Raw genomic sequence first — 24,247 nt, 5'->3', positions numbered from 1 at the left:
CTTTAGATGCTGAAAACAGACTTTCCTGCCACAAACGTCTCAACAACCCGGCCCTGAAAACGTGCGCTTTCAAAGCAGCTGTTCTTGGAGCGTGATCGTAAATCTTCTTCCTTCACAATCCATGGCTCGTCAAGATCGACTATGGTCATATCCGCGCGGGCGCCGGGCTTGAGTGTGCCTGCATCCAGACCAAAGATTTTGGCCGGTCCGCTCGACAGCGCCTCGACAATACGGATGAGCGGCACATCGCCATTGTGATAAAGCCGCAATGCCGCGCCCAATAGGGTTTCGAGGCCAATGGCGCCAGCCGCCGCATCGGCGAAAGGCAGGCGTTTGGTGTCGACGTCCTGCGGATCATGCGAAGAAACGATAATATCGATGGTGCCGTTGCGCAGCGCCTCGACCATGGCAAGCCTGTCTTCCTCAAGCCGCAGCGGTGGTTGCAGGCGGAAGAAGGTGCGGAATTCGCCAATATCGTTTTCATTGAGCGAAAGATGATTGATGGAAACGGCCGCCGTCGCATTGATGCCGTTCTGCTTGGCGCGTGCCACCACTTCAGCCGACATGGCGGTCGATATCTGCGCCGCGTGATAGGCACCCTTTGTCAGGGCCGCCAGCCGTAGATCGCGTTCGAGCGGAATAACTTCCGCTTCGCGCGGGCTGCCGGAAAGGCCGAGCCAGCTGGCATAAAGCCCTTCATTCATCACACCTGTGATCCCGAGATAGGGGTCCTGTGTTTCATGCGAGAGCACAACCCCGAAATCGCGCGCATAGGTGAGGGCGCGGCGTAGCAACTGCGTATTGGCGATGGAGTTACGCCCTTCGGTAATGGCAACAGCACCGGCGGCGCGCAAAAGGCCAATCTCGGTCATTTCCTCGCCGTGCAAACCCTTGGTAACAGCCGCCGCAGGATAGACATTGACCACAGCCGTATCGCGCGCGGTGCGGCGAACAAACTCGACAAGGGCCACGTTGTCGATCACCGGATCAGTATCCGGCATCATGATGATGGAGGTCACACCACCAGCCGCCGCCGCATGGCTGGCGGATGCAATGGTCTCGCGGTGCTCGGCACCCGGTTCGCCGATGAACACACGCGCATCGACAAGGCCCGGCAATACAGTCTTACCGGTACAGTCGATGACATGAGCACCCTCAGGCGTGCCCTGATTGCGGGCATCGGCACCACTGGCGACAATAATGCCGTCTTTTACGATCACGGTGCCGGTTTCATCCAGATTGCGGGATGGATCGACAATCCTGATATTGTGCAGAACAGTCGTGCTCATCCTGCCACTCCTTCCGCGTTGCGGCGCGGATCAAGCAGCGCTTCCATGACAGCCATGCGCACGGCAACACCCATCTCAACCTGTTCCTGAATAACACTCTGTGAGCCGTCGGCCACATCCGAGGCAATTTCGACGCCGCGGTTCATCGGGCCGGGATGCATGACCAGCGCATCGGGCTTGGCATGTTTGAGCTTTTCGCGATCAAGACCGTGATAGTGGAAATATTCACGCACCGACGGCACGAAGGCTCCCGCCATACGCTCGCGCTGCAGGCGCAGCATCATCACCACATCGGCGTCTTTCAGACCTTCTTCCATCGAGTTGAATACCTCGACACCCATCTGGCTGATGCCCGCTGGCAAAAGCGTGGATGGCGCAATCACCCGGACCCGCGCACCCAGTGCATTCAGCAGCAGAATGTTGGAGCGGGCTACACGCGAATGCAGCACATCACCGCAAATGGCCACGATCAGCCGCGCCACCTTGCCCCTGGCGCGCCGGATTGTCAGCGCATCAAGCAGGGCCTGCGTTGGATGTTCATGCGCACCGTCACCGGCATTCACCACGGAACATCCGACCTTCTGCGCCAGCAGCGCCGCAGCACCGGCGGAACTGTGCCTGATAATCAGGATATCCGGCCGCATCGCATTGAGCGTCATGGCCGTATCGATCAGCGTTTCGCCCTTTTTCACCGAGGAATTACCCACAGACATGTTCATCACGTCAGCCCCGAGCCGCTTTCCGGCAAGCTCGAAGGATGACTGTGTTCGGGTCGAAGCCTCGAAGAACAGATTGATCTGCGTTCGTCCGCGCAGGACGCTCTTCTTCTTCTCCGACTGACGCGAAACAGCAATCTCGCTGTCGGCAAGGTCGAGAAGAATATTGATATCCTCGGGGGAAAGGTTCTTGATGCCAAGCAAATGGCGGTGGGGAAACAGGAGGGGGAGCGCTTTTGATGTCATATCAAGTCCCCCCTATAGGCTTGATGCCGCCGCCTCGCAAGCACCTGGCATGATATCCTGCCATGTTCCCCAATAAAATCCTTGGTTCAAAGATTGTTGTGTGCTGCATGAGCGTGGTTTGCTGCATGAGCGTGGTTCGTGGTTCGACAAGCTCACCATGAGGGAGAGGGATGATGTAACGCTAATCGCCAACGTTGCAGATTACATAGGCAACTCACCAACGTTGCCGACCTTGACTCCCTGCAACCCACCCATCTCCCTCATGGTGAGCTTGTCGAACCACGCACCGATGCCGTTTGCAGAACTATTTTGCGCCCTTCGACAGGCTCAGGATGAGGGGATTGGGGTGATTGCAGGGAGTCAAGTTCTGAAACGCAGGTGATCAGTGACCTTATGATCTGTAATCTTTGCAATTAATCTTGCATCCACACTCTCCCCTCATGGTGAGCTTGTCGAAGCACGAAGCACGAAGCACGAAGCACGAAGCACGAAGCACGCACCACCCACATACAGCTATATCTAATGCGCCCCCGCTGCCAAAATCGCCTCGCTGCGGATTTCCTCCGTCAATTTCAACCGCATCTCGGTAAATTCAGGGCTCGCCTTCACTGTATAATGTCTGGGATGCCCAAGTGGCACCGGCATGATGGATTTGATCCGGCCCGGACGTGCCGACATCGTCACCACCCGCGAGGCCATAAAAATCGCTTCTTCAATATCATGCGTAACAAAAATCACGGTTTTCTGCTCGTGTTCCCAAATGCCGAGCAGAAGCTCCTGCATCAGACCACGGGTCTGATTATCAAGCGCGCCGAAGGGTTCGTCGAGCAGCAGGATTTTCGGATTGTTGGCAAGCGCCCGGGCAATGGCGGTGCGCTGCTGCATGCCTCCGGAAAGCTGTTTTGGCCAGTGGTTCTCAAAACCGCGCAGACCCACCTTGTCGATGTAGGAGGCGACGATCTCGCTTTTTTCCTTTTCGCCAACGCCGCGTTCACGCAGGCCAAAGCCGATATTCTGCTCAATCGTCAGCCACGGAAATAGCGTATAGGACTGGAACACCACGCCGCGATCGGCGCCCGGACCTTTCACCTCCTGCCCATCAAGCGTCACCGTGCCGCTGGTTGGCCGGTCAAGCCCGGCGACGATGCGCAGGAGTGTCGACTTTCCGCAGCCTGACGGGCCGAGGATCGAGACGAAATCATTATGTGCGACGGTAAGATCAGTCGGTTGCAAAGCCTGTGTCGGCTGGCCGCCATGCACGCCGGGAAATATGCGGCTGACGCCCTTGATGACGAGCGTACTCATGCGAGCCTCCAGGCGAAAAGCCAACGATTGACGGATTTGAACAGGAAGTCCGAGATGAGGCCGATTACGCCAATAACAATAATGCCGAAAATGATCTGTCCCGTGGCCATCAATGCCTGACTGTTGATGATCATGTAGCCGATCCCAGACGAGGCACCGATCATTTCGGCGACGATGACATAGGTCCACGCCCAGCCAAGCACCAGCCGCAGCGTTTCGGCAATGTCAGGCGCATTGGCCGGAATGAGCACACGTTTGACGATACCGCGATCATTGGCGCCAAGCGTATAGGCGGCTTCCACCAGATCGCGGCGCGTATTGGCCACGGCCACCGCAACCATCAGGATAATCTGGAACACGGCGCCGATGAAAATCACCAGCAGTTTTTGCATTTCGCCAATACCGGCCCAAAGGATCAGCAGCGGGATGAAGGCGGAGGCTGGCAGATAGCGGGCGAAAGAAACAAAAGGCTCCAGCATCGCTTCAACAGGCTTATAAGCGCCCATGGCAACACCAAGCGGAACAGCAATGATAGCTGCTATGATAAAGCCGCCGACAACCCGCCAGATGGTCATGCCAATATCATAAAGAAAATTCTGCTCTGACAGCAGAAACCAGCCATCATGCAGCATGGTCAGGGGATCGGCGAGAAACGTGCTCGACACGAAACCGCCAAAAGTCGCCACGGACCATGCGGCGATGAACAGAATAAAGAAAAGCACGCCAAGCAGGATGCGTGACGATGCCCTGATGGGTTGGAGAGGTTGAACCATGTGTGTCCCGATCAGATGAGAAAGGTTGTGGCTGCAGGATGAAGGTGCGTGGTGCGTGGTTCGACAAGCTCACCATGAGGGAGAGTGCGGATGAAAGGGAGCCATATTCTGCAACCCTCGTGATCCGTAATCTTTTTGATCTGCGATCTCTAAAGTTAGCGTTGCATCCTCACTCTCCCTCATGGTGAGGTTGTCGAACCACGAACCACGACCACGCACCATCTTCCTGCAGCCCGCCGACTACTTGATGAAGCTCGTATCGACGATAGTGCTGATATCAGGCTTCTTCTTGATGATGCCGATTTCAAGCAGGAGATCAGCAGCTTCCTCGGAGAATTTCGTAAAATCCTTTTCGAAGAAGGCCTGATTGGCTGCTTTGTCCTGCCAGCGCAGATATTGTGCTGAATTACCAAAGACTTCTGCCGACTGCTTCACATCTGCGCCCATGATTTCATAGGATTTGGTCTTGTCCGCAGCAATCAGATCCAGCGCGTCGAAATAGCTTTTGGCGAGAGCCTTGGCCGCTTCCGGGTTCTTTTCAAGGAAAGCATTGGTGCAACCGAACGTATCCATCACGATGGGATAATCCAGTGTGGTGGCGATGATCTTGCCCTTGTCAGGTGCACCGCGCACTGTTGAAAGATAGGGCTCATAGGTCATGGCCGCATCGTTCTGTCCGGCGACAAAGGCTTGCGCAGCCGGGCCGGGTTCAAGATTGACGATCTTCACGTCCTTCAATGACAGGCCATTATGCTTCAATATCCAGGCCAGATCGAAATAGGGCGTCGTACCGGGGGCGGAAGCGGCGATTGCCTTGCCCTTGAGGTCTGAAATCTTGGCAATGTCATTGCGCACGACCAGGCCATCAGCACCAAACGACTTGTCCATCTGGAAAATCTGCTTGGTGGCCACGCCATTGGCGTTCCAGGCAATCCATGTTTCGACCGTTGTTGCCGCGCACTGTACATCGCCCGAAGCCAGCGCCAGATGGCGGCTTGCCTGCGGAATTTTTGTCAGCGTGACATCAAGTCCATTCTTCTTGAAGATGCCGGCCTGCTTGGCCAGAGTCAGCGGACCAAAGCCAGTCCAGCCGGACAGGCCAACCGAAACAGCCGTCTCCGCCTGCGACGGCGCGACAGAGGCAAGAACCGCTGCCAGCGCAACACCAATATGCCATTTGAATTTCATGTGATGACCCCTTTGTTCATTTTTTTGGCACGATGAATATAAAGGCATGATAGGCAGCTGGATTTTCTTTTGTCTAGACATAATAGATCGCATCAATGCAGAAAATCGCATCTGAGACATTTTGCATCGGCGCCGTGATTCAGCTAGAAGAAGATGTATCGGTTAACCGCTTGTCAGAACCTTCATTCCATATATGGCACGACTCATGACCGTGGTGCGGACTTGTTCGGATGAAACAGGCCAGCCGTAAAGACAGTAAAATAATGATCAGGACATTTTCTTGAAAACCCACGACGTTCTCAACCAGACGCCCCCCATGACCGGCCTCAACGCCTATCTTGGTGATCCGCTATTGATGCAGATTACCAAGCGGTTTCCGCAGGCAACCCGGACGGAACTGGAGCAAAGCGGGCGATTTGTGCTGTCCGGCGATGCGCAGGATCTGGCGCGGCTGGCCAATACCGAAACGCCGAAGCTGCGCACCCATGACCGTCAGGGTAATCGCATTGACGTGGTGGATTACCACCCAGCCTATCATGCGCTGATGCGCCGTTCGGTGGCGCAGGGGCTGCATTCGTCGATCTGGGAAGATGGTCCCGTAGAAAATGGATTGCGGCACCAGTCCCGCACGGCGCGCTTTTATATGACGGCGCAACTGGAATGCGGGCATCTGTGCCCGATCACCATGACCAGTGCTTCGCTGGCGGCGCTTATGGCGTCGCCAAGCCTGTACCGCGAGTGGTCGCCGCTGGTTTTGCCGCGCAAATATGATTCCAGCAATAAATCACCGGCCAAAAAAGCCAGCCTGACGCTCGGCATGGGCATGACCGAAAAGCAGGGCGGCACGGATGTGCGCACCAACACGACACGCGCCGAACCGGCTGGCAGCGGGTTTTACCGTATCACCGGCCATAAATGGTTCATGTCCGCGCCGATGTCCGACGCGTTTCTGGTGCTGGCGCAGGCGCGCGAAGGTCTGTCCTGTTTCCTAGTACCGCGTATTCTGCCGGATGGCTCCTCCAATGGGTTCCGCTTCCAGCGGCTGAAGGACAAGCTCGGCAATCGTTCCAGTGCTTCATCGGAAGTTGAGTTCGACAATGCACTGGGCCAAATGGTTGGTGGTCCGGGCGAGGGTGTCAAAACCATTATCGATATGGTGACGCTGACGCGGCTTGATTGCGCCATTGCTTCATCGGGCATGATGCGGGCGGGCCTCGCCGAAGCCGTGCAACATGCGCGTCACCGCGTTGTGTTCGACAGTCCGCTCATCGACAAGCCGCTGATGCTGCGTGTCATGGCCGATATGGCGCTCGATGTGGCAGGTGCTACCGCGCTGACGTTCCGGCTGGCGCGCGCCTTCGACAACGCGGCCCAAAACCGCGGCGAGGCGGCCTTTGCCCGTGTCATGACGCCTGTCGTTAAATATTGGGTCGCCAAGATCGCTCCGGCGATGCTGTACGAGGCGATGGAATGCCTTGGCGGCAATGGCTACATCGAAGAGGGCAATCTTGCCCGCTATTATCGCGAAGCCCCTGTGAATGCGATCTGGGAAGGCTCCGGCAACGTCATGGCGCTGGACGTGCTGCGTGTACTGAAACGGGGCCCACAATTGTTCGACGAAGTGCTGAACTGGATCGGCTCGCAGCTTGGGCGCGGCGGGCAGGGCACGGTTGAAGTGTTGCGCGCGGCCATGCGTGTTGCGGAAAATGACGAGGGCGCGGCACGGATACTCACCGAACAGTTGGCGCTGGCCGCCGCCGGTGCAGAATTGCGGCATCTGCACTCGGAAGATATCGCCGATGCCTTCATTGAAACCCGCCTCGGCGGACAGTGGCGCACGACCTACGGCATGCTCGATGCCCGCCACAACGCCAAAAGCATCGTCAATTCGCTCTATCCTCCTGCTAATTGAGGGGCATCCACTCCTCTATTATCTTCAGGTCTTATTCTTCCGTCGTCCTCGGGCTTTCTCTCCCCGTCATCCTCGGGCTTGACCCGAGGACCCATCCATTGAAAACACCAAACCTTCGCGTTCGTTTGATCTCTCTAGCCGTGGGTCCTCGGGTCATCCTCGGGTTAAACCCGAGGACTGAGGATGACGAAGGTGGGGTGGGAACCCATTTCTGCAACGCTAACGATTATCGTTGCATCCACCCATCTCCCTCATGGTGAGCTTGTCGAACCAGGAACCACGCTCGCGCAACAGCGCTACCAAACCACTTTTGTCAGAAATTTTGCATCGAGGTGAATCAGCCATTTCGCATGCCCCAAAAAGGGTCTCGCTAATACCTTCAATTTTAATAAAATTTTTTGAAATTAACCTTAACAAACGGTTTACGTTGCGCCTAAACTCTTAGCAGATATCAATGTGATTCGAAAATACCTCGTGATTTCACGGGGTTACACACCCACCAGATTCATCCCCGCTAGGAGTAATGAATGCGCAGCTTCCTGATATTCTGGGCGGGCCCATTGAGCTTTTTGTGGGGTTGGTACTTTCTTTCGTACTACGATCTGAGCATGGGGATGTACTTCTTCAGCCGTGAAATGCACGATCTGGTCTTCACCATTTATGGGAATATTCTGGGTATCGCGCCCGATAGCATTCCGCCGCTGGTGGCGCGGGCATGCATCGTCGATACGGGGCTTGTGCTCTGCCTGATCGCGTTTCGCCGCCGCAAGCAGATTATCGCCTGGGTTAAAGTCTTCAGGGCGAACCGCGCTGCGGCTGCCCGGGCAAACCGCGCTGCGGTTGCCAATGCTGCGCTTGCTTATTCGAAGGAATTGTCGTCTGCATCCTGACGCAGGCTTTGCAACCGGTCCAAAGCCCCTTGCAAAATGAAAGCCGCCGCAGCGGAATCGATCCGCTCGGCGCGTTTTTGCCGTGATACATCCATGCCGATCAGCGCGCGCTCCGCAGCAACCGTCGATAGACGCTCATCCCAATAGATGAAGGGTAACTCCGTCAGCTTTTCCATGTTGCGCACAAAGGCACGAGTTGCCTGCACGCGCGGACCCTCACTGCCATCCATATTGACAGGCAATCCAATCACAATCGCACCGACATTATCACTTTTCAGTGCCTTCAGAAGGTCCTGAGCGTCATGGGTGAACTTGCTGCGCCTGAGCACAGGACGCGGATTGGCAAAGGAGAAGCCACGGTCGGAAATAGCGATGCCAATGGTTTTCGTGCCAAGATCAAGCCCGGCGACAGTCTGGCCGTCTGCCACATGATCTTCCAGCTGTTCAATGGTCAGAACTGTCAATGGTGATTTCCTGCACTTGAATTGGCCGATAAAAGGCCGTTGTAATTCGAATAATTGTCACATAGCTGCAATAGACGGTTGTGGCGAGTGAAGACTGATGAATGAAGGGAAAACAACATGAAGATTACCTGGCTTGGCCATTCGGCCTTTCGCATTGAAACTGCCAAGAGCACGATCCTGATCGATCCCTTCCTCAACGGAAATCCCGGCGCGCACGGTGTCGATCCCAAAGAAGCGGCGAAAGGTGCAACGCACATCGTGCTTACCCACGGTCATGGCGACCATGTCGGCGATGCGGCTGCAATCGCCAAGGATACCGGCGCAGTGGTGATCGGCAATGCCGATCTGGTGACGTGGCTCAACAATCGCGGCGTTGCCCGGGTCGATCCGACAAACACCGGCGGGACCGTCTCACATACAGGTTTCACCGTCACCTATGTCAACGCCCTGCATTCATCGGCACAGATCACCGAAGATGGCGTTTCGCATTCGCTGGGCTCGGCCAATGGTATTGTTCTGCATTTCGATGATGAGCCGACAATCTATCATATGGGCGATACGGATATTTTCTCCGACATGGCGCTGGTCAATGAACTGCACCAGCCGGAAATCGGAATAATCCCCATCGGCGACCGCTTTACCATGGGCGGTGCGGTGGCAGCACTGGCGACCCAGCGCTATTTCAAATTTGCCAAGGCGATCCCCTGTCATTACGGCTCGTTTCCGATCATTGACCAGACGCCAGACAAATTTGTCGCTGCAATGGATGGAAGCAAGACACAGGTCTTTGTCGCCAAGACAAATGACCAGTTTACGCTTTGAGTTTGGGTTGCTAAAGCCATTCTCACACATCGCGTAATCGTCACCACGACGATTGACTGAACTATTGGAGGTATTGTGCGTAAACTGTTGCTGATTTCCTGCGTCATGGCGTTGTCATCGCCAGCTTTCGCACAAACGATTGATGCCAAGGGCGCCGATCAACTTGCCAATACTTTGTCGAAATATGTCGGCAAGACTGCAATCAAGAAGGGCATTTTGAAGGTGACGCCTGAAGGCGATGCCTATCGTATTGTATTCAATACCGACGCATTCCTGAAATCCTTGCCCAAACAGGATGCATTTAAGCTCAGTTTGACTGATTACAGCATCCTGACCAAGCCATTGGCTGATGGAACATGGGATATTTCCTCAACAGTCTTTCCCGCTGTCTCAGTAGAATTTACAGGACCAACGGGTCCTCAGATAATGGATTGGGCGTCTGAAGGCTTCAAGTTGAATGGTTTGTATGATCCCAAGATCAATACTTTCTCGAAATCAACATTCTCTTTCGATTCATCCAAGATGACGATCAAGAATCCGATGCAGGACGCTGATGTCAGCACCGGTCCATCGAAAGGTGAAATGCTTGCTAATCTTTCGACTTCCGGAGGGGTTGATTTCACGTCGAATCAATCAACGAGGAATTTCAAAGAGAATTTAATCACCAGAACATCAAAGTTGGCTGAGGCATCTCCTGCGGGCGGGGAGGCTGCCAAGCCGGATTCCCTCGCAACCGATGCAGTGAAGGTGACGGTAGGCGCCGGTGAGTTGGGCTCAAATGTGGAGGGAAAGAACGTTCGCAACAATGAGATGATGGATTTGTGGGCATTTTTTATCGCGCACGGAGATCAAAAGAAACTCAAAAAACCTGAAGAAGTTGCACTGAGGCAAAAATTGACAGCAATCTTACCATTTTGGGATAAGCTTGCTTTTTCACACTATTTAAAAGACCTCGCAGTTGAAACGCCAGCTGGCAGCTTTGCGGTCCAGAATATCTCACAGGATGTAAAATTCGACGGTATCAGCAAGAGTGGCGCCTACCATTATACCTTGCGAACCAACGGATTGAAGTATCCCACTTTGCCGATTCCGGAATGGGGCGTGCCTTTCCTTCCAACCGACGTGGAACTTACTGTCGGTACCAAGGATCTCGATCTGGATACCGTTGTCAAAGGCGCGATTGAGGATATGGATTTCAATCGTGCGAAAGTCATTTCGGAAGAGTTTGAAGCGAAGACTGCGGCCCAGTTCCTGATGGCGCCACCAAAGCTTGTCATCTCGAAGAGCCTTGTGCGGACCCCCGACGCCGAATTGACCGTCGAGGGTGAAGTGACATTTGCGGCGCTGAAGCCTGAAAGCCACACGACCTGGGAAATGTCCGGCTTCGACAAGGTGGTCGAGCGCCTGAACAAAGCCGGCGAAACCGATGAAACGATCAAGCAGTACATCGTGTTCGTCAAGCTGGCGAAAGACTTTGGCACGCAGATCGATGGCGGCAAGATCCAATGGGTTGTTGATCAGAAGGCTGATGGCTCTGTTGCGATCAATGGAAATCCTGTCAAAGGTCCCGATCCGGTTGCCGTGCCCGGTGCTGATGACGCGATCGATTCCGATGCGCCCGAGGGCGAGGAAGACAACACCGACACAGATACGGCGAAGTAAACAGGGCTGTCCGTGCTGACTTGTCCGTTGCGCTTGGCCGCAACGGACACTATAGCTCTTTGATCAAGATTTGAATTTCGGGAATCCCAATGTCTGTCGATATTTCCACCGTCAAACGCGTCGCGCGTCTTGCCCGTATTGCTGTGAGCGAGGACGACGCAACGCGCATGACCGGCGAACTGAACGTTATCCTTGGTTTCGTCGAGCAATTGAACGAAGTGAACGTGGCCGGTGTCGAGCCGATGACCTCTGTCACCCCGATGGCCATGAAGAAGCGGCAGGATGTCGTCAATGATGGCAATAAGGCCGCTGACATCGTGGCAAATGCGCCGATCACGGAAGAAAACTTCTTCGTCGTTCCGAAAGTGGTGGAGTAGGCGCCGGTATGTCGATCACGGTTGCCGTCGAGACGCCGCTACACGATGACGTCCGCGCACTTGTGGACGCGTTGAACGCGCATCTGCTGCCGCTGTCACCGGTCGAATTCCAGTTCAAAATGACCGTGGAACAGATGGCCGGTGAGGACACTACCGTTTTCATCGCCCGCGACGAAAATGGCCATGCCGTTGGCTGCGGTGCTCTCAAAGAGCATGATGGCCAAATCGGCGAGGTCAAGCGCATGTTCACCCTGCCGTCCGTGCGCGGCAAGCGGGTTGGTTCGATCCTTCTTGATGCCATAACCGGGCTTGCCCGCGAAAAAGGCATGACACGTCTCGTTTTGGAAACAGGCGTTGGTTCGGGTTTTGATGCAGCATGGCGGCTTTATGAGCGTTCCGGCTTTACCCGCTGCGGCGTGCTTCTCGACTATCCGGATTCGGAACACAGTGCATTTTACGAAAAGCGGCTTGCGCTTACGCCAGCCCAATAAACAGGACTTGATATGACCGATCTGACCGCTCTCACCATTGCCGAGGCGCGCGACCAGCTGAAAGCCAAGGCGATCACCGCCACGGAGCTGACCAGTGCATATTTGAAGGCAATCGAGACCGCGAATGAGGCCCTGAATGCCTATATCACCGTCACGCCTGAAAAGGCGCTTGATATGGCAAAGGCTTCCGATGCGCGCCTGAGCGCCGGCAAAGGTGGAGCGCTGGAAGGTATTCCGCTTGGCATCAAGGACCTTTTTGGCACGGAAGGCATTCACACACAGGCCTGCTCGCACATTCTTGATGGCTTCAAGCCTCATTACGAATCGACGGTTACGTCGAACCTGTGGGCGGATGGCGCTGTCATGCTCGGCAAGCTCAACATGGATGAGTTTGCCATGGGCTCGTCCAACGAAAGCTCCTATTACGGCCCGGTGAAAAACCCATGGCGCGCAAATGGTTCGAACGCCGATCTCGTGCCCGGTGGCTCGTCTGGCGGCTCGGCTGCTGCGGTTGCAGCACATCTTTGCGCCGGTGCGACGGCCACCGATACGGGTGGTTCCATTCGCCAGCCTGCGGCTTTCACCGGCACTGTCGGAATCAAGCCGACCTATGGCCGTTGCTCGCGCTGGGGCATTGTTGCCTTTGCCTCGTCGCTGGATCAGGCCGGACCAATCGCTCGCGACGTGCGTGATGCTGCGATCCTGCTCAAATCCATGGCCTCGGTTGATTCCAAGGACACGACTTCGGTTGATATCGCTGTTCCCGATTATGAATCCATCATTGGCAAGCCATTAACAGGCCTCAAGATCGGCATTCCCAAGGAATACCGCGTCGAGGGTATGCCCGAGGAAATCGAAAAGCTCTGGCAGCAGGGCATCGCATGGCTGAAAGACGCTGGTGCATCCATCGTCGATATTTCCCTGCCGCATACCAAATACGCGCTGCCAGCCTATTACATCGTGGCTCCGGCGGAGGCCTCGTCAAATCTTGCCCGTTATGACGGCGTGCGCTACGGCCTGCGTGTTCCCGGCAAAGATATTGTCGACATGTACGAAAAAACCCGCGCCAGCGGCTTTGGCGATGAAGTAAAGCGTCGCATCATGATCGGCACCTACGTGCTGTCGGCTGGCTATTACGATGCCTATTATCTGCAGGCGCAAAAAGTTCGCACGCTGATCAAGAAGGATTTTGAGGATGTGTTCCACGCGGGCGTGGATGCGATCCTGACCCCTGCGACACCCTCGGCGGCTTTCGGCATTGCCGATCAGGATTTGGCTGCTGATCCGGTGAAAATGTACCTCAATGACATTTTCACAGTCACCGTCAACATGGCTGGCCTTCCGGGCATTGCGGTTCCTGCCGGACTTGACAGCAAAGGCCTGCCGCTTGGCTTGCAGCTGATCGGGCGGCCATTTGACGAGGAAACCCTGTTCCAGACGGCTTGGGTCATCGAACAGGCCGCAGGCAAGTTCAACGCGCCGAAATGGTGGTAGTCAGGCCTGCCACGCAAGCCGACATCGCGGCGCTTGCCGCGGTGGGGATGCGTGCCTGGGCCTCGAACATCTTTTCCTTCGAACCCGAATTGCCCGGCATGCGCTCACATGTCGAGCGCGCCTATGAAGCCTTTGCCGAAGAGCATTTTACCAGCGTGCTGGTGGCTGAGGAGGGTGGCACTATCCTTGGTTGGGGAGCGCGCGACAAGAATGACGACTATATCTCGGATATGTGGGTTGACCCGGATTATCAGGGGCAAGGCATTGGCTTGCTCATTCTCAAGGCTCTGAAGGCTAAAATCGCTGCTGCCGGTTATTCCAGCGCCCGACTTGAAGCGCATGCGCGCAATGTCGGTGCCATACGCTTGTACGAACGCGAGGGGTTTCAGATCGTGCACCGAAGCCTCGAATGGTCGGAGAGCCTTGAGCGTGAGATTGAGAAAGTCAAAATGCTGGCGAATTTGACGTAAGGTTATTCAATGTTTTTCTTTGTTTCCAAAGTCTTCTGGTTTCTTGCTCAACCGCTGAATTTTTCCATTCTGCTGATGGCACTGGCTTTTTTCGCGGTTTGCTTCTCATGGCGCCGCATCGCCATGACCGCGTCAGCTTTCTCATTTCTGATCCTTGGACTTGCCGCATGGAGTTCGCTTGGCGCACTGCTTATGCATCCACTGGAAGACCGGTTTCAACGTCCGTCACCGGCACCTGCTCATGTCGATGGTATTATCGTCCTTGGCGGCGGGTTTGAGGGCGGCGTTAATCTTGTGCGCGGCGGCTATGAACTCAATGCCAGTGGCGATCGTTTTGTCGAGACAGCCGTTCTGGCGCGCCGCTACCCCGACGCAAAAGTTGTGGTTACGGGCGGCGGTGGAACGCTGGTACTTGATGGCGAGGGGGATGGTGCCACCGCGCCGCGCCTGCTGACAGCGCTTGGCGTGTCGCAGGACCGGCTTATTCTGGAGAATGAATCGCGCGACACTTACGAAAACGCCCAATTCACCAAAAAGCTGCTTGATATCAAACCCGGCGAGACATGGCTGCTGGTAACATCGGCCTTCCACATGCCCCGTTCGGTCGGCCTTTTCCGCAAGGCGGGATTCAATGTGGTGCCATGGCCTGCCGATTATCGCACCTCCGGCATTGAATATCCCGGACCGGCACAGGATAATCCCTTGGATTCCCTGCAAAATCTCACCATTGTGGTGAAAGAATGGGTTGGGCTTTTCGCTTATTGGGCAACCGGCCGTACTGATGAATTGTTGCCCTCGCCATGATGAAACAGGTGGATGTTCTCATTATCGGGGCAGGTGCTGCGGGCATGATGTGCGCGGTGGAAGCGGGTAAGCGTGGTCGCTCAGTGCTTATTGTGGACCATGCGAAAGCCCCCGGTGATAAAATTCGCATTTCCGGCGGTGGCCGATGCAATTTCACCAATCTGAATGCCGCCCCGCAAAATTACATCAGCAAGAATCCGCATTTCTGTATTTCCGCATTGCGCCGCTATACCCAGCGCAATTTCATCGCTCTTGTCGACCGCTACGGTATTGCATGGCATGAAAAGACGCTGGGTCAGCTGTTTTGTGATGGTTCGGCGACGCAGATCATCAATTTGCTGGTCAAGGAAATGAAAGAGGCCGGTGCCGAGCTACGCTTGCAGACCGTTGTAGACTCTATTGAGGCGGTTACGGACGGCTATGTGGTCTCGCTCTCCGGGGAGCGTGTTCGTTGCGCCTCGCTGGTTGTTGCCTGCGGCGGCAAATCCATTCCCAAAATGGGTGCAACAGGTTTTGGCTATGACATTGCAAAACAGTTCGGGCTGTCGCTGACAGAAACCCGTCCGGCGCTGGTGCCACTCACCTTTGATGAAAACACGCTTGTACCGCTGAAACCCTTGTCAGGCATATCCGTTGATGCGGTTGTCAGCCATGGCAAGACGAAATTCACTGAAGCCATGCTGTTTACCCATCGCGGTTTGAGCGGACCTTCCATCCTGCAAATCTCCTCCTATTGGCGGGAGGGTGACATGATCACGGTCGCCATGCTGCCGGGAACCAAGGTGTTTGAGGCACTGCGCGCCGCCCGCGCCCGCAATGGCCGTCAGGCGCTGCAAACTGCGCTGTCCGAGCTTTTGCCGAAGCGGCTGGCGCAACTGATTGCCGAAAACAGCGGGATACAAAACCATCTTGCCGATATTTCTGACAAGCAATTGCTCGGTGTCGAGAAGGCAATCAATGAATGGCAGGTCAAGCCCGCTGGCTCCGAAGGCTACCGCACAGCTGAGGTGACGCTTGGCGGGGTCGACACGGATGGCCTCGATCAAAAGACGATGGAAGCCAAATCCACCAAGGGGCTCTATTTCATCGGCGAAGTCGTTGATGTGACGGGGTGGCTTGGCGGTTACAATTTCCAGTGGGCTTGGTCATCGGGCTGGGTTGCAGGACAGGCGGTCTAGGAGAAGAACGTGACGGATGATCTGAATTGGCGTGTTGAGGATGCCTGTTTCAATGCCTGGCCATCGCCAAGGCAGGTCATTCACGGCGGCTGGCTGATGCGGTTTTCCGGTGGCAGCATTCGCCGGGTCAATTCCGTCAATCCGCTGCGCGGCCCGCGTGCGGAACCGGCTGAAGTCATTGATGCTGCGGAAAAGCTTTATCAGTCGCTTGTCCGTGGCTCTATTTTCCGTGTTCCCAGCATTGCCAATGAAATGGAGTCTGATCTGGTGGAACGCGGCTATCGCTTTGAGGGCGGTAGCGCGGTGCTTTATTGCGATCTAAAACAGCGCAAGGCGGGAAGCGCTGCAGCTGCCGAGCTTTGCCCCGAGATGACGCCGGGCTGGCTGCGTGAAAGCAAGCGCATATCCGGCTGGTCCGAAGAAGATCACAGTGCTTTTACCGCCATGGTTGCCTCTCTTGTCGTGCCCAAAGCCTTCACGTCAGTCACGATGGACGGCAAAATTGTTGCCAAGGCCTATGGTGCAATCAGCAATGGCCTGCTGGTGCTGGAATCCGTTGCCACCGACCCGGATTACCGTAAGCGCGGTCTCGGTCAGCGGGTCGTCGGGACTTTGCTCGACTGGGCGAAGGATGAAGGCGCAGCGGCAGCATGCCTACAGGTTCTTGCTGACAATCCACCCGCCAGAGCGCTCTATGCTTCGCTGGGTTTTGACAGGGAACTCTATAGTTATCACTATCGTAGGAAGCCTTGAGTGATAATCGCTCCTGACAATATGCTGTCAGGAGGTGTCAGTTATACCTGCTGACATTGGATCATCCATATGGGGGATAATGATGGGTATTCTGGCAAGCTGTCACTGCGGTGCAATCAAATTTGAAGTGAGCGAGGCTCCGGCCACGGCAACCGTGTGTACCTGCACCTTCTGCACAAAGCGCGGAACATTGTGGGCCTATTACACGCCCGATCAGGTCAAGCTGACTGTCACGCCTGAGGCGGATGCTGTCTACAATCGCAATGGTTTCAACAAGCATCACCATTGTAATGTTTGCGGTTGCGGCACCTATTCGCAGAATCCGTCGTGGACAGACTACAAGCCCGACTTTGAAAACCCGCGTATTTCCGTCAATATCCGCCTTTTCGACGATTTCGATATTGCTTCTGTGCCGACAGAAATCATAGACGGCAAGAATCTCTGGTAGGATTTGCTATTCGATTGCTTGATTTAGGGAATCCTGCTTCCTTGGTGGGAACAGCGTATCGGGAAACACGTTGTTCAAGTCATAGAGGGAGGTAAGGCCATGTGGATCAAACTGACCGACGTTAACGGCGATCTCATCACACTCAATTTTGCGCATGTCGTTTCGTTCAATCCTTACGGAACGGGCACACACATTGTGACGACAACTGCCGGTCTGACCTTCTTCGTCAAGGAGACAATTGACCAGATCCAAAGCAAGGTCGGCATTCAGTCGAGCTGAGAGACCTTAAATCCCGTATCAGTGCATTCTGTTCTTCTGTGGCCAGAGCGGTCGCAGAACGGCTGGCAGTTGCGCCCGCGCTGTTGTAGCAGCATGGGTATCCAGATGCGCGGCCAGAACTTTGAATACATCGCGAACGATTGTATCAGGTGGGTTATGATGTGCCGCAATATCCTTATAGACCGCCCGTACAAGAGCCTGCTCGGATTCAAGCGGTTGTGCAGGGGCAGGGCGCCAACCCTCGATGAACAGCCCGCGCGGCAATGGCGGCAGTGCATCGGCAAAGGTCAGCACCGCTTCCATATCCATGTGCCGGCGGATGGTGTGTAGCACACTGCGCATGCTGGCAAAGCTCTGATTATGGGTGGAGAAATCAGCCTGTTGTTTAAGAGCGGTGAGCCAATCCTGAAACTGCTTTGACGCGTAAACAATGTCCTGAGGCTGGGTCATCGGGCATCTCCCTGTTAACCATATTCTATCGGAGATAATGCCTTTTACTGTTGTTTCAAAGTGTAATATTTGCGTGATATTTAAGGGTGGGGAACCTTTTTGCGATTTGTTAGTTTTATTCAAACGAGAGTCAAAATCGGATACAAATAGTGATTTGTTAAATCGGTTGAATTTTCCTATTGTCACAATGCATCCGAAATACAGACGCATGCTGAACAAGATTATTCTCTTAATGAGGGTAGTTAAACTTGAGGTGTGAACAATGCTATCAATAAATAACGAAACGTCGTCGCCATCTGAAGCACGCGTCATGAAATTACCTAAGGTTGCAGTGAAGTCGAGCGCAAAGCTTGTAAAGGCCGCCCCCAAAATGGCAGAGCCATGCGACAAGCGCACGATCTCGCAAATTCTTCGCGAATCCAGCGGCGGCTTCAGCTTCCGCCGCTAAATCTTCAAATTACTGTATACGAATACCGATATCCCGCCCTCAAAGCGGGATATTGTCATGTTTCTTCCAGGGATTTTCGAGATCCTTGTTGCGCAACATGCGCAGTGCCCGTGAAACCCGCTTGCGCGTGGAGTGGGGCATGATCACCTCATCGATATAACCGCGCTCGGCAGCCACGAACGGCGACAGGAATCGATCCTCGTAACGCTTCGTATGCGCTGCGATTTTCTCCGCATCGCCAATATCCTTGCGATAGATGATTTCCACCGCACCTTTGGCACCCATCACGGCAATCTGCGCCGAGGGCCAGGCATAGTTGATATCGCCGCGCAGATGCTTTGACGCCATAACGTCATAGGCACCGCCATAGGCCTTGCGCGTGATGATGGTGATTTTTGGTACTGTTGCCTCCGCATAGGCGAAGAGCAGCTTTGCGCCATGCTTGATCAGGCCGCCATATTCCTGCGCCGTGCCGGGAAGGAAACCCGGAACATCGACGAAGGTGACAATCGGAATGCTGAAGCAATCGCAGAAGCGCACGAAGCGTGCTGCCTTGCGTGATGCATCGCTGTCGAGCACACCGGCCAGAACCATGGGCTGGTTACCGACAATACCGACCGTGCGCCCTTCGACACGGCCAAAGCCGACAACGATATTCTTGGCAAAATTTTCCTGAATTTCGAAAAAATCAGCCTCATCCACGGTTTTGCGGATCAGTTCCTTGATGTCATAGGGCTTATTGGCATTGTCAGGCACCAGCCTATCCAGCGAATGATCAGGCTCTTCCGTGCTCTGAAAGCACTCGATTTCAGGAATCTCAGCCGTGTTGGATGCCGGAAGGAAATCAATCAGACGGCGCATTTGTAACAGGGCCGCCACATCATTGTCATAGGCGCCATCGGCAATCGACGATTTTGTCGTATGGATCGATGCGCCGCCAAGCTGTTCGGCTGTGACCGTCTCGTTGGTGACGGTTTTGACCACATCCGGCCCGGTGACAAACATATAGGACGTATCGCGCACCATGAAGATGAAATCAGTCATGGCAGGGGAATAGACGTCGCCACCGGCGCATGGCCCCATGATCACCGAGATTTGCGGAATGACACCCGATGCCAGCACATTGCGCTGAAAGATTTCCGCATAGCCGCCAAGTGCCGCCACGCCTTCCTGAATGCGCGCACCGCCCGCATCGTAAAGCCCGATGACAGGCGCGCGGTTGCGCAGCGCCATATCCTGAATTTTCTGCACTTTTTCCGCATGGGCTTCGGAGAGGGAGCCACCGAATACGGTAAAGTCCTTGGCGAAGACGAAAACCGTGCGGCCGTTGATCGTGCCCCAGCCGGTGACAACGCCGTCGCCAGCGAACTTGGTGTCTTCCATGCCGAAATCGGTGGAGCGGTGTTCGACGAACATGTCGAATTCTTCAAAGGAGCCTTCATCGAGAAAGATATCGATGCGCTCGCGCGCGGTCAGCTTGCCACGCTTGTGCTGGGCATCAATCCGCGTTTTGCCACCACCCTCGCGCGCAATAGTTCTGCGGCGCTCCAGCTCGATCAGCACATCCTTCATGGCATCCTCCACATTGTGTCATTTCTGATATCAGGACAATCGGGCGGGTGAAAGCGCTTTGTCTGCGATATCAAATGTGAGTTCGTGGGAAATTTCGGCGGTACGATTGCTATCCCGCCTCAAGTCAGGCTAAGCAAGTTCTTGGGGTCCTGTTGGACAAAACTGTTTCGGGGGAAACATGGAAGGCTCACCGCAAAGTCATTTTGGCCGCCCGGCTGAATACACAGGTCATCGATTTTCTTTTTCCGGTAGTGCAAAGGAATATTTTGGCATCTGGATCGTCAATGTACTTCTGACGATTGTCACTCTCGGCATTTATTCTGCCTGGGCCAAGGTGCGGCGTAACCGCTATTTCTACGGCAATACCAAACTCGCAGATAGCTGGTTCGATTACCACGCCCGGCCAACGCAGATTTTGCTCGGCCGTATCATCGTCATCGGCTACCTCATCATCTACAACCTGTTGCTGCATTTCCTGCCAATCGCCGGTTTCATCCTGGCGCTTGTTTTCCTCATTGCGATTCCATGGCTGATCCTACGCGGCCTTCGCTTCACTGCGCGTGTAACGAGCTATCGCAATGTGCGTTTTGATTTCGTGGGCGGCTACTGGGGAGCGGTGCGCGCTTTTTTCCTGAGCAGTCTCGTGGCCGTGGTTACCTTCGGCATATTGGCACCAATCGCCAGCCGCTGGACGCTGCGCTACACACTTGGCAACCTGCGCTATGGTGGGAAGGCATTCTCGCCGGAGCCAACACTCGGCTCCCTCTATAGTGTGTGGATATTGCCAGCGATTCTGACTGTCTGTGGAGCCTTTCTTCTTTTCGTTGCCGCCACAATTTCATCAGGCTTAATGGCAGGATTGAATCCTGAGCATTTAGCGAACGGTACACCGCCAGACATCAGCACGATTTTGCTCGTTTACCTTGTGCTTCTACCTGTCGGCCTGATTTATTCAGCCATCGGCCTTCTTTATACGGCAGGCGTGCGCAACGTTGGCTTTAGCGCCACCACGTTTGACAGCCGTCACTATCTCTACTCGGACATGCCAAGATGGCGTTATGCCTGGGTGGTGATCTCCAATCTTCTCGTCACGCTCCTCACGCTTGGATTGATGCGGCCATGGGCTGCTGTCAGGCTCGCCCGATTCCATGCCGATTACACCGCTATTGTGTTTGATGGCGATGTCGGTGAAATCTTCTCCGATATCAAGGATACCGGCTCGGCCGTCGGGTCGGAATTCATGGATATAGAGGGCATCGATTTTGGCTTCTGACATCGGCAAAATAACGACTGGTCTCTGGTACCGCGAAGGTTCAAGTGCGGGCAGGGAGGCCAGTCTCATATTTGCCGATGATACAGTGTCTGTCATTGCTGCGGATGGGACAGTTTTGTCCGCCGCCGCCTTCGCCAACATCGAGATCAGTGATCGGGTCGGCTCCATTCCGCGGCGGCTGACCTTTGCCGATCAGACCAATTTCCAGACATCTGATAATGACGCCATCGACAGGCTGGTTGCCTCGCAAAAAGGCCGCCGTGCCGGATGGGTCCATCGCGCGGAAGGTTTTCACCCGCGCCTGCTGCTGTTTGTTGTCCTGACAGTCGTTTTCGCCTTCTCCATCTATCGTTTTGCTGTGCCAGCTCTGGTTGAGGTTGCAGTTCTGGTAACGCCGCCAGTTGTGCCGGAGCTTATGTCCAAAGGCACATTGCAAACGCTGGATACGACAGTCTTCTCGGCAAGCACCCTGCCGGATGACCAAAAAACCAAATTGCACGATGGCTTTGAGAAAATTGCGGCCAAGTCGGACCGTGGGGCAGGCGGTTTTGATCTGCAATTTCGCGAAGGCGGTGTTATCGGCCCCAACGCATTTGCGCTGCCCGATGGTACGGTCATCATCACCGATGAACTGATAAAACTCGCTGATGGCGATACGGAAATGCTTTTGGGCGTGCTTGCCCATGAAATCGGCCATGTGGAGCTAAAGCACAGTCTGCGCCAGCTTTACCGCGCGGCAGGCGTGACCGGGCTGATCATGCTGATCGGCGGTGATATTGGTGACAGTACCCATGATATTCTGGTGCAGGGCGGCGGCCTGCTGGCGCTGTCCTATTCCCGCGCCTATGAAAGTGCAGCCGACCGGCACAGCGTCGAGCTGATGCTCAAGGCGGGTTATGATCCGACCGCCATTTCACGTTTCTTTGCGATGGCTGAGGACAAGCTCAATGACCACAGCTCCACCAGCATTCTCGAAACCCACCCCGGCACGCCGGAACGCCGCCAAATGGTGCTTGATTACGCACAGGAGTTGAAGGCGAAGGCAGCGGCGAATTAGAAACTGTGCTCGGTACAGTTGATGCAGAGGTCTCACGTTCGAAATCAGGTCGAGATAGCCTTAAGATATTCGCGACCAGTGATCCGAATTGGATGTCTCCACGTGTTGGATTTTATGGCGTCTTCCGCACTTAAATGAGAGTAAACACTGTCGAGGCTGGTTCTTCCGTCAATATCATTGATGATCTGGATGATGTCCGCTGTCACAATGTAACGCTCGGCATCGCCGTCCACTATGAATGTAGAATCCAACTGGAAGAGAACAGATATTTTCCCCGCACAAATATTGAGCGCAATATCGTCTGCCAAAGCACCCAAATTTACGATAACTTCGTCCGGATTCCATAATTCGCCAAGTAGAAATTCTGACGGCTTCGTGTCTCCATTGAAGCCATCAAGGGCAAGCAGAATCTTGTCTGAAATGGCCTCAAAATCGCCCTCCAGTCCACCGGCATGTTCTATCTGAAACCATTGCATCGGATGAGGAGGTTCAACTTCGAAAGAAATCTCGAGTTTATTGTAACCCCAATAGACGGGCACATCTTCAGTGTCGGGATGAAGAAAAAAGAAAGTGGGCACACCCAATGCCTCGGCCACGTCGATCAGTTTCATATCAGTGGAAAGCGGTCCGAGGATTCCGGTTTTAAGGAATTCCCGGAACGAAATAATCTGGTTTGTCATCTATTTAAGCCTCACACCCGGTCCGCCTTCAGCATGCTGACCATTGGAGAGAAACACAATCTTTTCCTGAAGCACCCGCATAATGGCTTCCAGATTATTGGTGACTGGTACGGAGCGGCCTATTTCGAAATTGCGAACCGTCGACAAGCCCACCTTGGCAGCCTTGGCAAGATCATCCTGAGACATATTGGCGAGCGCGCGTGCCGCTCTGCATTGATCAGGGTTTATCAAGTTTCCCCCTGTTCCATCAATCTTTCCGCAGTCTTACACCGGGTTGCCCATGGTTCAGGAATTCGACGCCGGCTTCCTCAAGAACGCGCATAATTTTGTATATTTTGTCGAGCCCGCTTGTAAGTCCAGTCGCTCCCTTCTTTTCCATGGCGCTTATGGTGTTGATATTCAGACCCGCACTTTTGGCGAGTGTTGTTTGATCCATATCAATAAGTGCGCGTGCGGCACGAAGCTGATTGCCAGTCGTGAGCAATGTTTTCTCCAACAATCGACGTCAAACAACTGTCCCATAGCAATGCGTTGACGGCAATATAGACCTTAGACGTACCGATTTATCCTTCCGCGAGACGAACGCCGGGGCCGCCGGGAACCATTTCACCGCGAGCTTCAAAAATGACCCCTGCGGCTTCAAAAGCGCGTTTTATGACATCAAGCGTTGCGTGGCGCGGTTCAGCCGCACCGCTTTCGAACTGCCGTACGGTGACGACGCCGATATGGGCCGCGTCCGCAAGCTGTTGTTGAGACCATTGGAGAAGGGCGCGACCTGCGCGGCATTGGGCTGATGTAATCATGCTTCATTTTAGTAAGCTCTGACCTTTTTTGCCAGAAGAGTCGAAAATAGATTGACCTTTGAAAGGTGATGTTTAACAATTGAAACATTTAATATAGACAGATATAGCGCGCCATGCAGAGCATGATCGCTCCAGCGAAGCAGAAGGGCTCGTTTGAAATGCACAGAATCACTCATCTAAACGAGGCCAAATCATGAGCAGTCAATCAGCCAAACTCGTTGATGCGGGCAACATGTTGAGGGAGGTCACGCACCTCGTCGAAGTCCTGTCTATGGCCACTTCCGATATCGACAATGAACGGCAGCAGAATGCTCTTCAAACTATCTGCAATATTGTCGATGACCGTATCGTAAGCATCAATGCTCTGTTGGACGCTGCGCGCAACGCACCGGCAGGGTAAACG

General features: G+C 54.5%; 29 protein-coding genes. 17 read left to right on the top strand and 12 right to left on the bottom strand.

All coding sequences use genetic code 11. The annotated features are described in order from the left end of the window. Nucleotides 1-2 precede the first annotated feature (2 nt). From AB4Y96_RS21040 to AB4Y96_RS21020, 5 genes are all read right to left on the bottom strand, one after another. Entirely contained in the window at nucleotides 3-1,289 is a 1,287-nt protein-coding gene (locus tag AB4Y96_RS21040; RefSeq protein ID WP_091884825.1) for a dihydroorotase, read from the bottom strand. Then, a complete protein-coding gene (locus AB4Y96_RS21035; RefSeq protein ID WP_441919634.1) occupies nucleotides 1,286-2,251 on the bottom strand; it encodes an aspartate carbamoyltransferase catalytic subunit in 966 nt (321 codons plus the stop codon). The genes AB4Y96_RS21040 and AB4Y96_RS21035 overlap by 4 nt, the downstream gene beginning before the upstream one ends. A 519-nt stretch (nucleotides 2,252-2,770) precedes the next feature. After that, nucleotides 2,771-3,556 (bottom strand): ABC transporter ATP-binding protein, encoded by a 786-nt coding sequence (locus AB4Y96_RS21030; RefSeq protein WP_091884819.1) that lies wholly within the window; start codon nucleotides 3,554-3,556, stop codon nucleotides 2,771-2,773. Further along, nucleotides 3,553-4,329 carry an ABC transporter permease gene (locus AB4Y96_RS21025; RefSeq protein WP_112529969.1) on the bottom strand — a complete coding sequence of 259 codons (777 nt, stop codon included), beginning with the start codon at nucleotides 4,327-4,329 and terminating at the stop codon, nucleotides 3,553-3,555. The genes AB4Y96_RS21030 and AB4Y96_RS21025 overlap by 4 nt, the downstream gene beginning before the upstream one ends. A 240-nt stretch (nucleotides 4,330-4,569) precedes the next feature. Further along, the gene (locus tag AB4Y96_RS21020; protein ID WP_091884815.1) at nucleotides 4,570-5,517 is read right to left on the bottom strand and encodes an ABC transporter substrate-binding protein; all 948 of its coding nucleotides are present in this window, start codon (nucleotides 5,515-5,517) and stop codon (nucleotides 4,570-4,572) included. Between the two features lie 280 nt (nucleotides 5,518-5,797). Here AB4Y96_RS21020 and AB4Y96_RS21015 point away from each other — a divergent pair, with 280 nt between their 5' ends. After that, the gene (locus AB4Y96_RS21015) at nucleotides 5,798-7,429 is read left to right on the top strand and encodes an acyl-CoA dehydrogenase family protein (protein ID WP_441919632.1); all 1,632 of its coding nucleotides are present in this window, start codon (nucleotides 5,798-5,800) and stop codon (nucleotides 7,427-7,429) included. A gap of 527 nt (nucleotides 7,430-7,956) precedes the next feature. Beyond that, the gene (locus tag AB4Y96_RS21010) at nucleotides 7,957-8,319 is read left to right on the top strand and encodes a DUF6105 family protein (RefSeq protein WP_091884809.1); all 363 of its coding nucleotides are present in this window, start codon (nucleotides 7,957-7,959) and stop codon (nucleotides 8,317-8,319) included. Here AB4Y96_RS21010 and ruvX read toward each other — a convergent pair. Beyond that, complete coding sequence (gene ruvX, locus AB4Y96_RS21005) at nucleotides 8,289-8,783, bottom strand: Holliday junction resolvase RuvX (protein ID WP_441919630.1); 495 nt, start codon at nucleotides 8,781-8,783, stop codon at nucleotides 8,289-8,291. The genes AB4Y96_RS21010 and ruvX overlap by 31 nt on opposite strands. A 117-nt stretch (nucleotides 8,784-8,900) precedes the next feature. Here ruvX and AB4Y96_RS21000 point away from each other — a divergent pair, with 117 nt between their 5' ends. From AB4Y96_RS21000 to AB4Y96_RS20950, 11 genes are all read left to right on the top strand, one after another. Further along, nucleotides 8,901-9,605 carry a metal-dependent hydrolase gene (locus tag AB4Y96_RS21000; RefSeq protein ID WP_441919628.1) on the top strand — a complete coding sequence of 235 codons (705 nt, stop codon included), beginning with the start codon at nucleotides 8,901-8,903 and terminating at the stop codon, nucleotides 9,603-9,605. Nucleotides 9,606-9,710: 105 nt separating this feature from the next. Beyond that, nucleotides 9,711-11,267 (top strand): hypothetical protein, encoded by a 1,557-nt coding sequence (locus tag AB4Y96_RS20995; protein WP_441919627.1) that lies wholly within the window; start codon nucleotides 9,711-9,713, stop codon nucleotides 11,265-11,267. Nucleotides 11,268-11,356: 89 nt separating this feature from the next. Next, nucleotides 11,357-11,644 (top strand): Asp-tRNA(Asn)/Glu-tRNA(Gln) amidotransferase subunit GatC, encoded by a 288-nt coding sequence (gene gatC / locus AB4Y96_RS20990; RefSeq protein ID WP_091884799.1) that lies wholly within the window; start codon nucleotides 11,357-11,359, stop codon nucleotides 11,642-11,644. A gap of 8 nt (nucleotides 11,645-11,652) precedes the next feature. Then, nucleotides 11,653-12,135: a GNAT family N-acetyltransferase gene (locus AB4Y96_RS20985; protein WP_441919625.1), complete on the top strand. Its 483-nt coding sequence runs from the start codon at nucleotides 11,653-11,655 to the stop codon at nucleotides 12,133-12,135. A 12-nt stretch (nucleotides 12,136-12,147) separates the two neighbouring features. Next, the gene (gatA, locus tag AB4Y96_RS20980; RefSeq protein ID WP_091884793.1) at nucleotides 12,148-13,629 is read left to right on the top strand and encodes an Asp-tRNA(Asn)/Glu-tRNA(Gln) amidotransferase subunit GatA; all 1,482 of its coding nucleotides are present in this window, start codon (nucleotides 12,148-12,150) and stop codon (nucleotides 13,627-13,629) included. Next, nucleotides 13,620-14,099: a GNAT family N-acetyltransferase gene (locus AB4Y96_RS20975; RefSeq protein WP_091884791.1), complete on the top strand. Its 480-nt coding sequence runs from the start codon at nucleotides 13,620-13,622 to the stop codon at nucleotides 14,097-14,099. The genes gatA and AB4Y96_RS20975 overlap by 10 nt, the downstream gene beginning before the upstream one ends. Before the next feature lie 9 nt (nucleotides 14,100-14,108). Then, nucleotides 14,109-14,903, top strand: coding sequence for a YdcF family protein (locus tag AB4Y96_RS20970; protein WP_441919623.1), 795 nt, complete (start codon nucleotides 14,109-14,111; stop codon nucleotides 14,901-14,903). Continuing rightward, the gene (locus AB4Y96_RS20965; RefSeq protein WP_441919650.1) at nucleotides 14,903-16,081 is read left to right on the top strand and encodes an NAD(P)/FAD-dependent oxidoreductase; all 1,179 of its coding nucleotides are present in this window, start codon (nucleotides 14,903-14,905) and stop codon (nucleotides 16,079-16,081) included. The genes AB4Y96_RS20970 and AB4Y96_RS20965 overlap by 1 nt, the downstream gene beginning before the upstream one ends. A gap of 9 nt (nucleotides 16,082-16,090) precedes the next feature. Beyond that, nucleotides 16,091-16,834 carry a GNAT family N-acetyltransferase gene (locus AB4Y96_RS20960; protein ID WP_441919622.1) on the top strand — a complete coding sequence of 248 codons (744 nt, stop codon included), beginning with the start codon at nucleotides 16,091-16,093 and terminating at the stop codon, nucleotides 16,832-16,834. Between the two features lie 82 nt (nucleotides 16,835-16,916). Next, on the top strand, nucleotides 16,917-17,282 hold the full coding sequence (locus tag AB4Y96_RS20955; RefSeq protein ID WP_441919621.1) for a GFA family protein: 366 nt from the start codon (nucleotides 16,917-16,919) through the stop codon (nucleotides 17,280-17,282). Nucleotides 17,283-17,381: 99 nt separating this feature from the next. Further along, complete coding sequence (locus tag AB4Y96_RS20950; RefSeq protein WP_112529920.1) at nucleotides 17,382-17,561, top strand: hypothetical protein; 180 nt, start codon at nucleotides 17,382-17,384, stop codon at nucleotides 17,559-17,561. Nucleotides 17,562-17,579: 18 nt separating this feature from the next. Here the strand turns inward: AB4Y96_RS20950 and AB4Y96_RS20945 are convergent, their stop codons facing one another. Then, nucleotides 17,580-18,011 carry a DUF2267 domain-containing protein gene (locus AB4Y96_RS20945; protein ID WP_441919619.1) on the bottom strand — a complete coding sequence of 144 codons (432 nt, stop codon included), beginning with the start codon at nucleotides 18,009-18,011 and terminating at the stop codon, nucleotides 17,580-17,582. A gap of 310 nt (nucleotides 18,012-18,321) precedes the next feature. Here AB4Y96_RS20945 and AB4Y96_RS20940 point away from each other — a divergent pair, with 310 nt between their 5' ends. Further along, nucleotides 18,322-18,459, top strand: coding sequence for a hypothetical protein (locus AB4Y96_RS20940; protein WP_175540707.1), 138 nt, complete (start codon nucleotides 18,322-18,324; stop codon nucleotides 18,457-18,459). A 39-nt stretch (nucleotides 18,460-18,498) separates the two neighbouring features. Here the strand turns inward: AB4Y96_RS20940 and AB4Y96_RS20935 are convergent, their stop codons facing one another. Beyond that, the gene (locus tag AB4Y96_RS20935) at nucleotides 18,499-20,031 is read right to left on the bottom strand and encodes an acyl-CoA carboxylase subunit beta (RefSeq protein ID WP_441919618.1); all 1,533 of its coding nucleotides are present in this window, start codon (nucleotides 20,029-20,031) and stop codon (nucleotides 18,499-18,501) included. Nucleotides 20,032-20,209: 178 nt separating this feature from the next. Here AB4Y96_RS20935 and AB4Y96_RS20930 point away from each other — a divergent pair, with 178 nt between their 5' ends. Both AB4Y96_RS20930 and AB4Y96_RS20925 read left to right on the top strand, forming a co-directional pair. Then, nucleotides 20,210-21,304, top strand: coding sequence for a YjgN family protein (locus AB4Y96_RS20930; RefSeq protein WP_441919616.1), 1,095 nt, complete (start codon nucleotides 20,210-20,212; stop codon nucleotides 21,302-21,304). Then, nucleotides 21,294-22,361, top strand: coding sequence for a M48 family metallopeptidase (locus AB4Y96_RS20925; protein WP_441919614.1), 1,068 nt, complete (start codon nucleotides 21,294-21,296; stop codon nucleotides 22,359-22,361). The genes AB4Y96_RS20930 and AB4Y96_RS20925 overlap by 11 nt, the downstream gene beginning before the upstream one ends. 44 nt (nucleotides 22,362-22,405) lie before the next feature. Here the strand turns inward: AB4Y96_RS20925 and AB4Y96_RS20920 are convergent, their stop codons facing one another. From AB4Y96_RS20920 to AB4Y96_RS20905, 4 genes are all read right to left on the bottom strand, one after another. Next, entirely contained in the window at nucleotides 22,406-23,041 is a 636-nt protein-coding gene (locus AB4Y96_RS20920; protein ID WP_441919613.1) for a hypothetical protein, read from the bottom strand. Further along, the gene (locus AB4Y96_RS20915) at nucleotides 23,042-23,272 is read right to left on the bottom strand and encodes a helix-turn-helix domain-containing protein (protein ID WP_441919611.1); all 231 of its coding nucleotides are present in this window, start codon (nucleotides 23,270-23,272) and stop codon (nucleotides 23,042-23,044) included. Between the two features lie 16 nt (nucleotides 23,273-23,288). Beyond that, nucleotides 23,289-23,525, bottom strand: a complete 237-nt coding sequence (locus AB4Y96_RS20910) for a helix-turn-helix domain-containing protein (protein ID WP_091884768.1) — start codon at nucleotides 23,523-23,525, stop codon at nucleotides 23,289-23,291. Between the two features lie 79 nt (nucleotides 23,526-23,604). Continuing rightward, the gene (locus AB4Y96_RS20905) at nucleotides 23,605-23,844 is read right to left on the bottom strand and encodes a helix-turn-helix domain-containing protein (protein ID WP_441919609.1); all 240 of its coding nucleotides are present in this window, start codon (nucleotides 23,842-23,844) and stop codon (nucleotides 23,605-23,607) included. A 193-nt stretch (nucleotides 23,845-24,037) separates the two neighbouring features. Between AB4Y96_RS20905 and AB4Y96_RS20900 the strand changes: the two genes are divergently transcribed. Then, a complete protein-coding gene (locus AB4Y96_RS20900) occupies nucleotides 24,038-24,244 on the top strand; it encodes a hypothetical protein (protein WP_441919607.1) in 207 nt (68 codons plus the stop codon). The last annotated feature ends 3 nt before the right edge of the window (nucleotides 24,245-24,247 follow it).

The organism is Phyllobacterium sp. TAF24 (assembly GCF_052113785.1).
In the GTDB taxonomy this organism is placed as follows: domain Bacteria; phylum Pseudomonadota; class Alphaproteobacteria; order Rhizobiales; family Rhizobiaceae; genus Phyllobacterium.
The sequence above is the reverse complement of the archived record's forward strand: the minus strand, read 5'-3'. Positions and strand labels throughout refer to the sequence as shown.

Coding starts and splice junctions, on each gene's coding strand:
- AB4Y96_RS21040 (WP_091884825.1), bottom strand. CDS start 1,289: ATGAGCACGACTGTTCTGCACAATATCAGGATTGTCGATCCATCCCGC.
- AB4Y96_RS21035 (WP_441919634.1), bottom strand. CDS start 2,251: ATGACATCAAAAGCGCTCCCCCTCCTGTTTCCCCACCGCCATTTGCTT.
- AB4Y96_RS21030 (WP_091884819.1), bottom strand. CDS start 3,556: ATGAGTACGCTCGTCATCAAGGGCGTCAGCCGCATATTTCCCGGCGTG.
- AB4Y96_RS21025 (WP_112529969.1), bottom strand. CDS start 4,329: ATGGTTCAACCTCTCCAACCCATCAGGGCATCGTCACGCATCCTGCTT.
- AB4Y96_RS21020 (WP_091884815.1), bottom strand. CDS start 5,517: ATGAAATTCAAATGGCATATTGGTGTTGCGCTGGCAGCGGTTCTTGCC.
- AB4Y96_RS21010 (WP_091884809.1), top strand. CDS start 7,957: ATGCGCAGCTTCCTGATATTCTGGGCGGGCCCATTGAGCTTTTTGTGG.
- AB4Y96_RS21000 (WP_441919628.1), top strand. CDS start 8,901: ATGAAGATTACCTGGCTTGGCCATTCGGCCTTTCGCATTGAAACTGCC.
- AB4Y96_RS20995 (WP_441919627.1), top strand. CDS start 9,711: ATGGCGTTGTCATCGCCAGCTTTCGCACAAACGATTGATGCCAAGGGC.
- gatC (WP_091884799.1), top strand. CDS start 11,357: ATGTCTGTCGATATTTCCACCGTCAAACGCGTCGCGCGTCTTGCCCGT.
- AB4Y96_RS20985 (WP_441919625.1), top strand. CDS start 11,653: ATGTCGATCACGGTTGCCGTCGAGACGCCGCTACACGATGACGTCCGC.
- gatA (WP_091884793.1), top strand. CDS start 12,148: ATGACCGATCTGACCGCTCTCACCATTGCCGAGGCGCGCGACCAGCTG.
- AB4Y96_RS20975 (WP_091884791.1), top strand. CDS start 13,620: ATGGTGGTAGTCAGGCCTGCCACGCAAGCCGACATCGCGGCGCTTGCC.
- AB4Y96_RS20970 (WP_441919623.1), top strand. CDS start 14,109: ATGTTTTTCTTTGTTTCCAAAGTCTTCTGGTTTCTTGCTCAACCGCTG.
- AB4Y96_RS20965 (WP_441919650.1), top strand. CDS start 14,903: ATGAAACAGGTGGATGTTCTCATTATCGGGGCAGGTGCTGCGGGCATG.
- AB4Y96_RS20955 (WP_441919621.1), top strand. CDS start 16,917: ATGGGTATTCTGGCAAGCTGTCACTGCGGTGCAATCAAATTTGAAGTG.
- AB4Y96_RS20950 (WP_112529920.1), top strand. CDS start 17,382: ATGTGGATCAAACTGACCGACGTTAACGGCGATCTCATCACACTCAAT.
- AB4Y96_RS20945 (WP_441919619.1), bottom strand. CDS start 18,011: ATGACCCAGCCTCAGGACATTGTTTACGCGTCAAAGCAGTTTCAGGAT.
- AB4Y96_RS20940 (WP_175540707.1), top strand. CDS start 18,322: ATGAAATTACCTAAGGTTGCAGTGAAGTCGAGCGCAAAGCTTGTAAAG.
- AB4Y96_RS20935 (WP_441919618.1), bottom strand. CDS start 20,031: ATGAAGGATGTGCTGATCGAGCTGGAGCGCCGCAGAACTATTGCGCGC.
- AB4Y96_RS20930 (WP_441919616.1), top strand. CDS start 20,210: ATGGAAGGCTCACCGCAAAGTCATTTTGGCCGCCCGGCTGAATACACA.
- AB4Y96_RS20920 (WP_441919613.1), bottom strand. CDS start 23,041: ATGACAAACCAGATTATTTCGTTCCGGGAATTCCTTAAAACCGGAATC.
- AB4Y96_RS20905 (WP_441919609.1), bottom strand. CDS start 23,844: ATGATTACATCAGCCCAATGCCGCGCAGGTCGCGCCCTTCTCCAATGG.
- AB4Y96_RS20900 (WP_441919607.1), top strand. CDS start 24,038: ATGAGCAGTCAATCAGCCAAACTCGTTGATGCGGGCAACATGTTGAGG.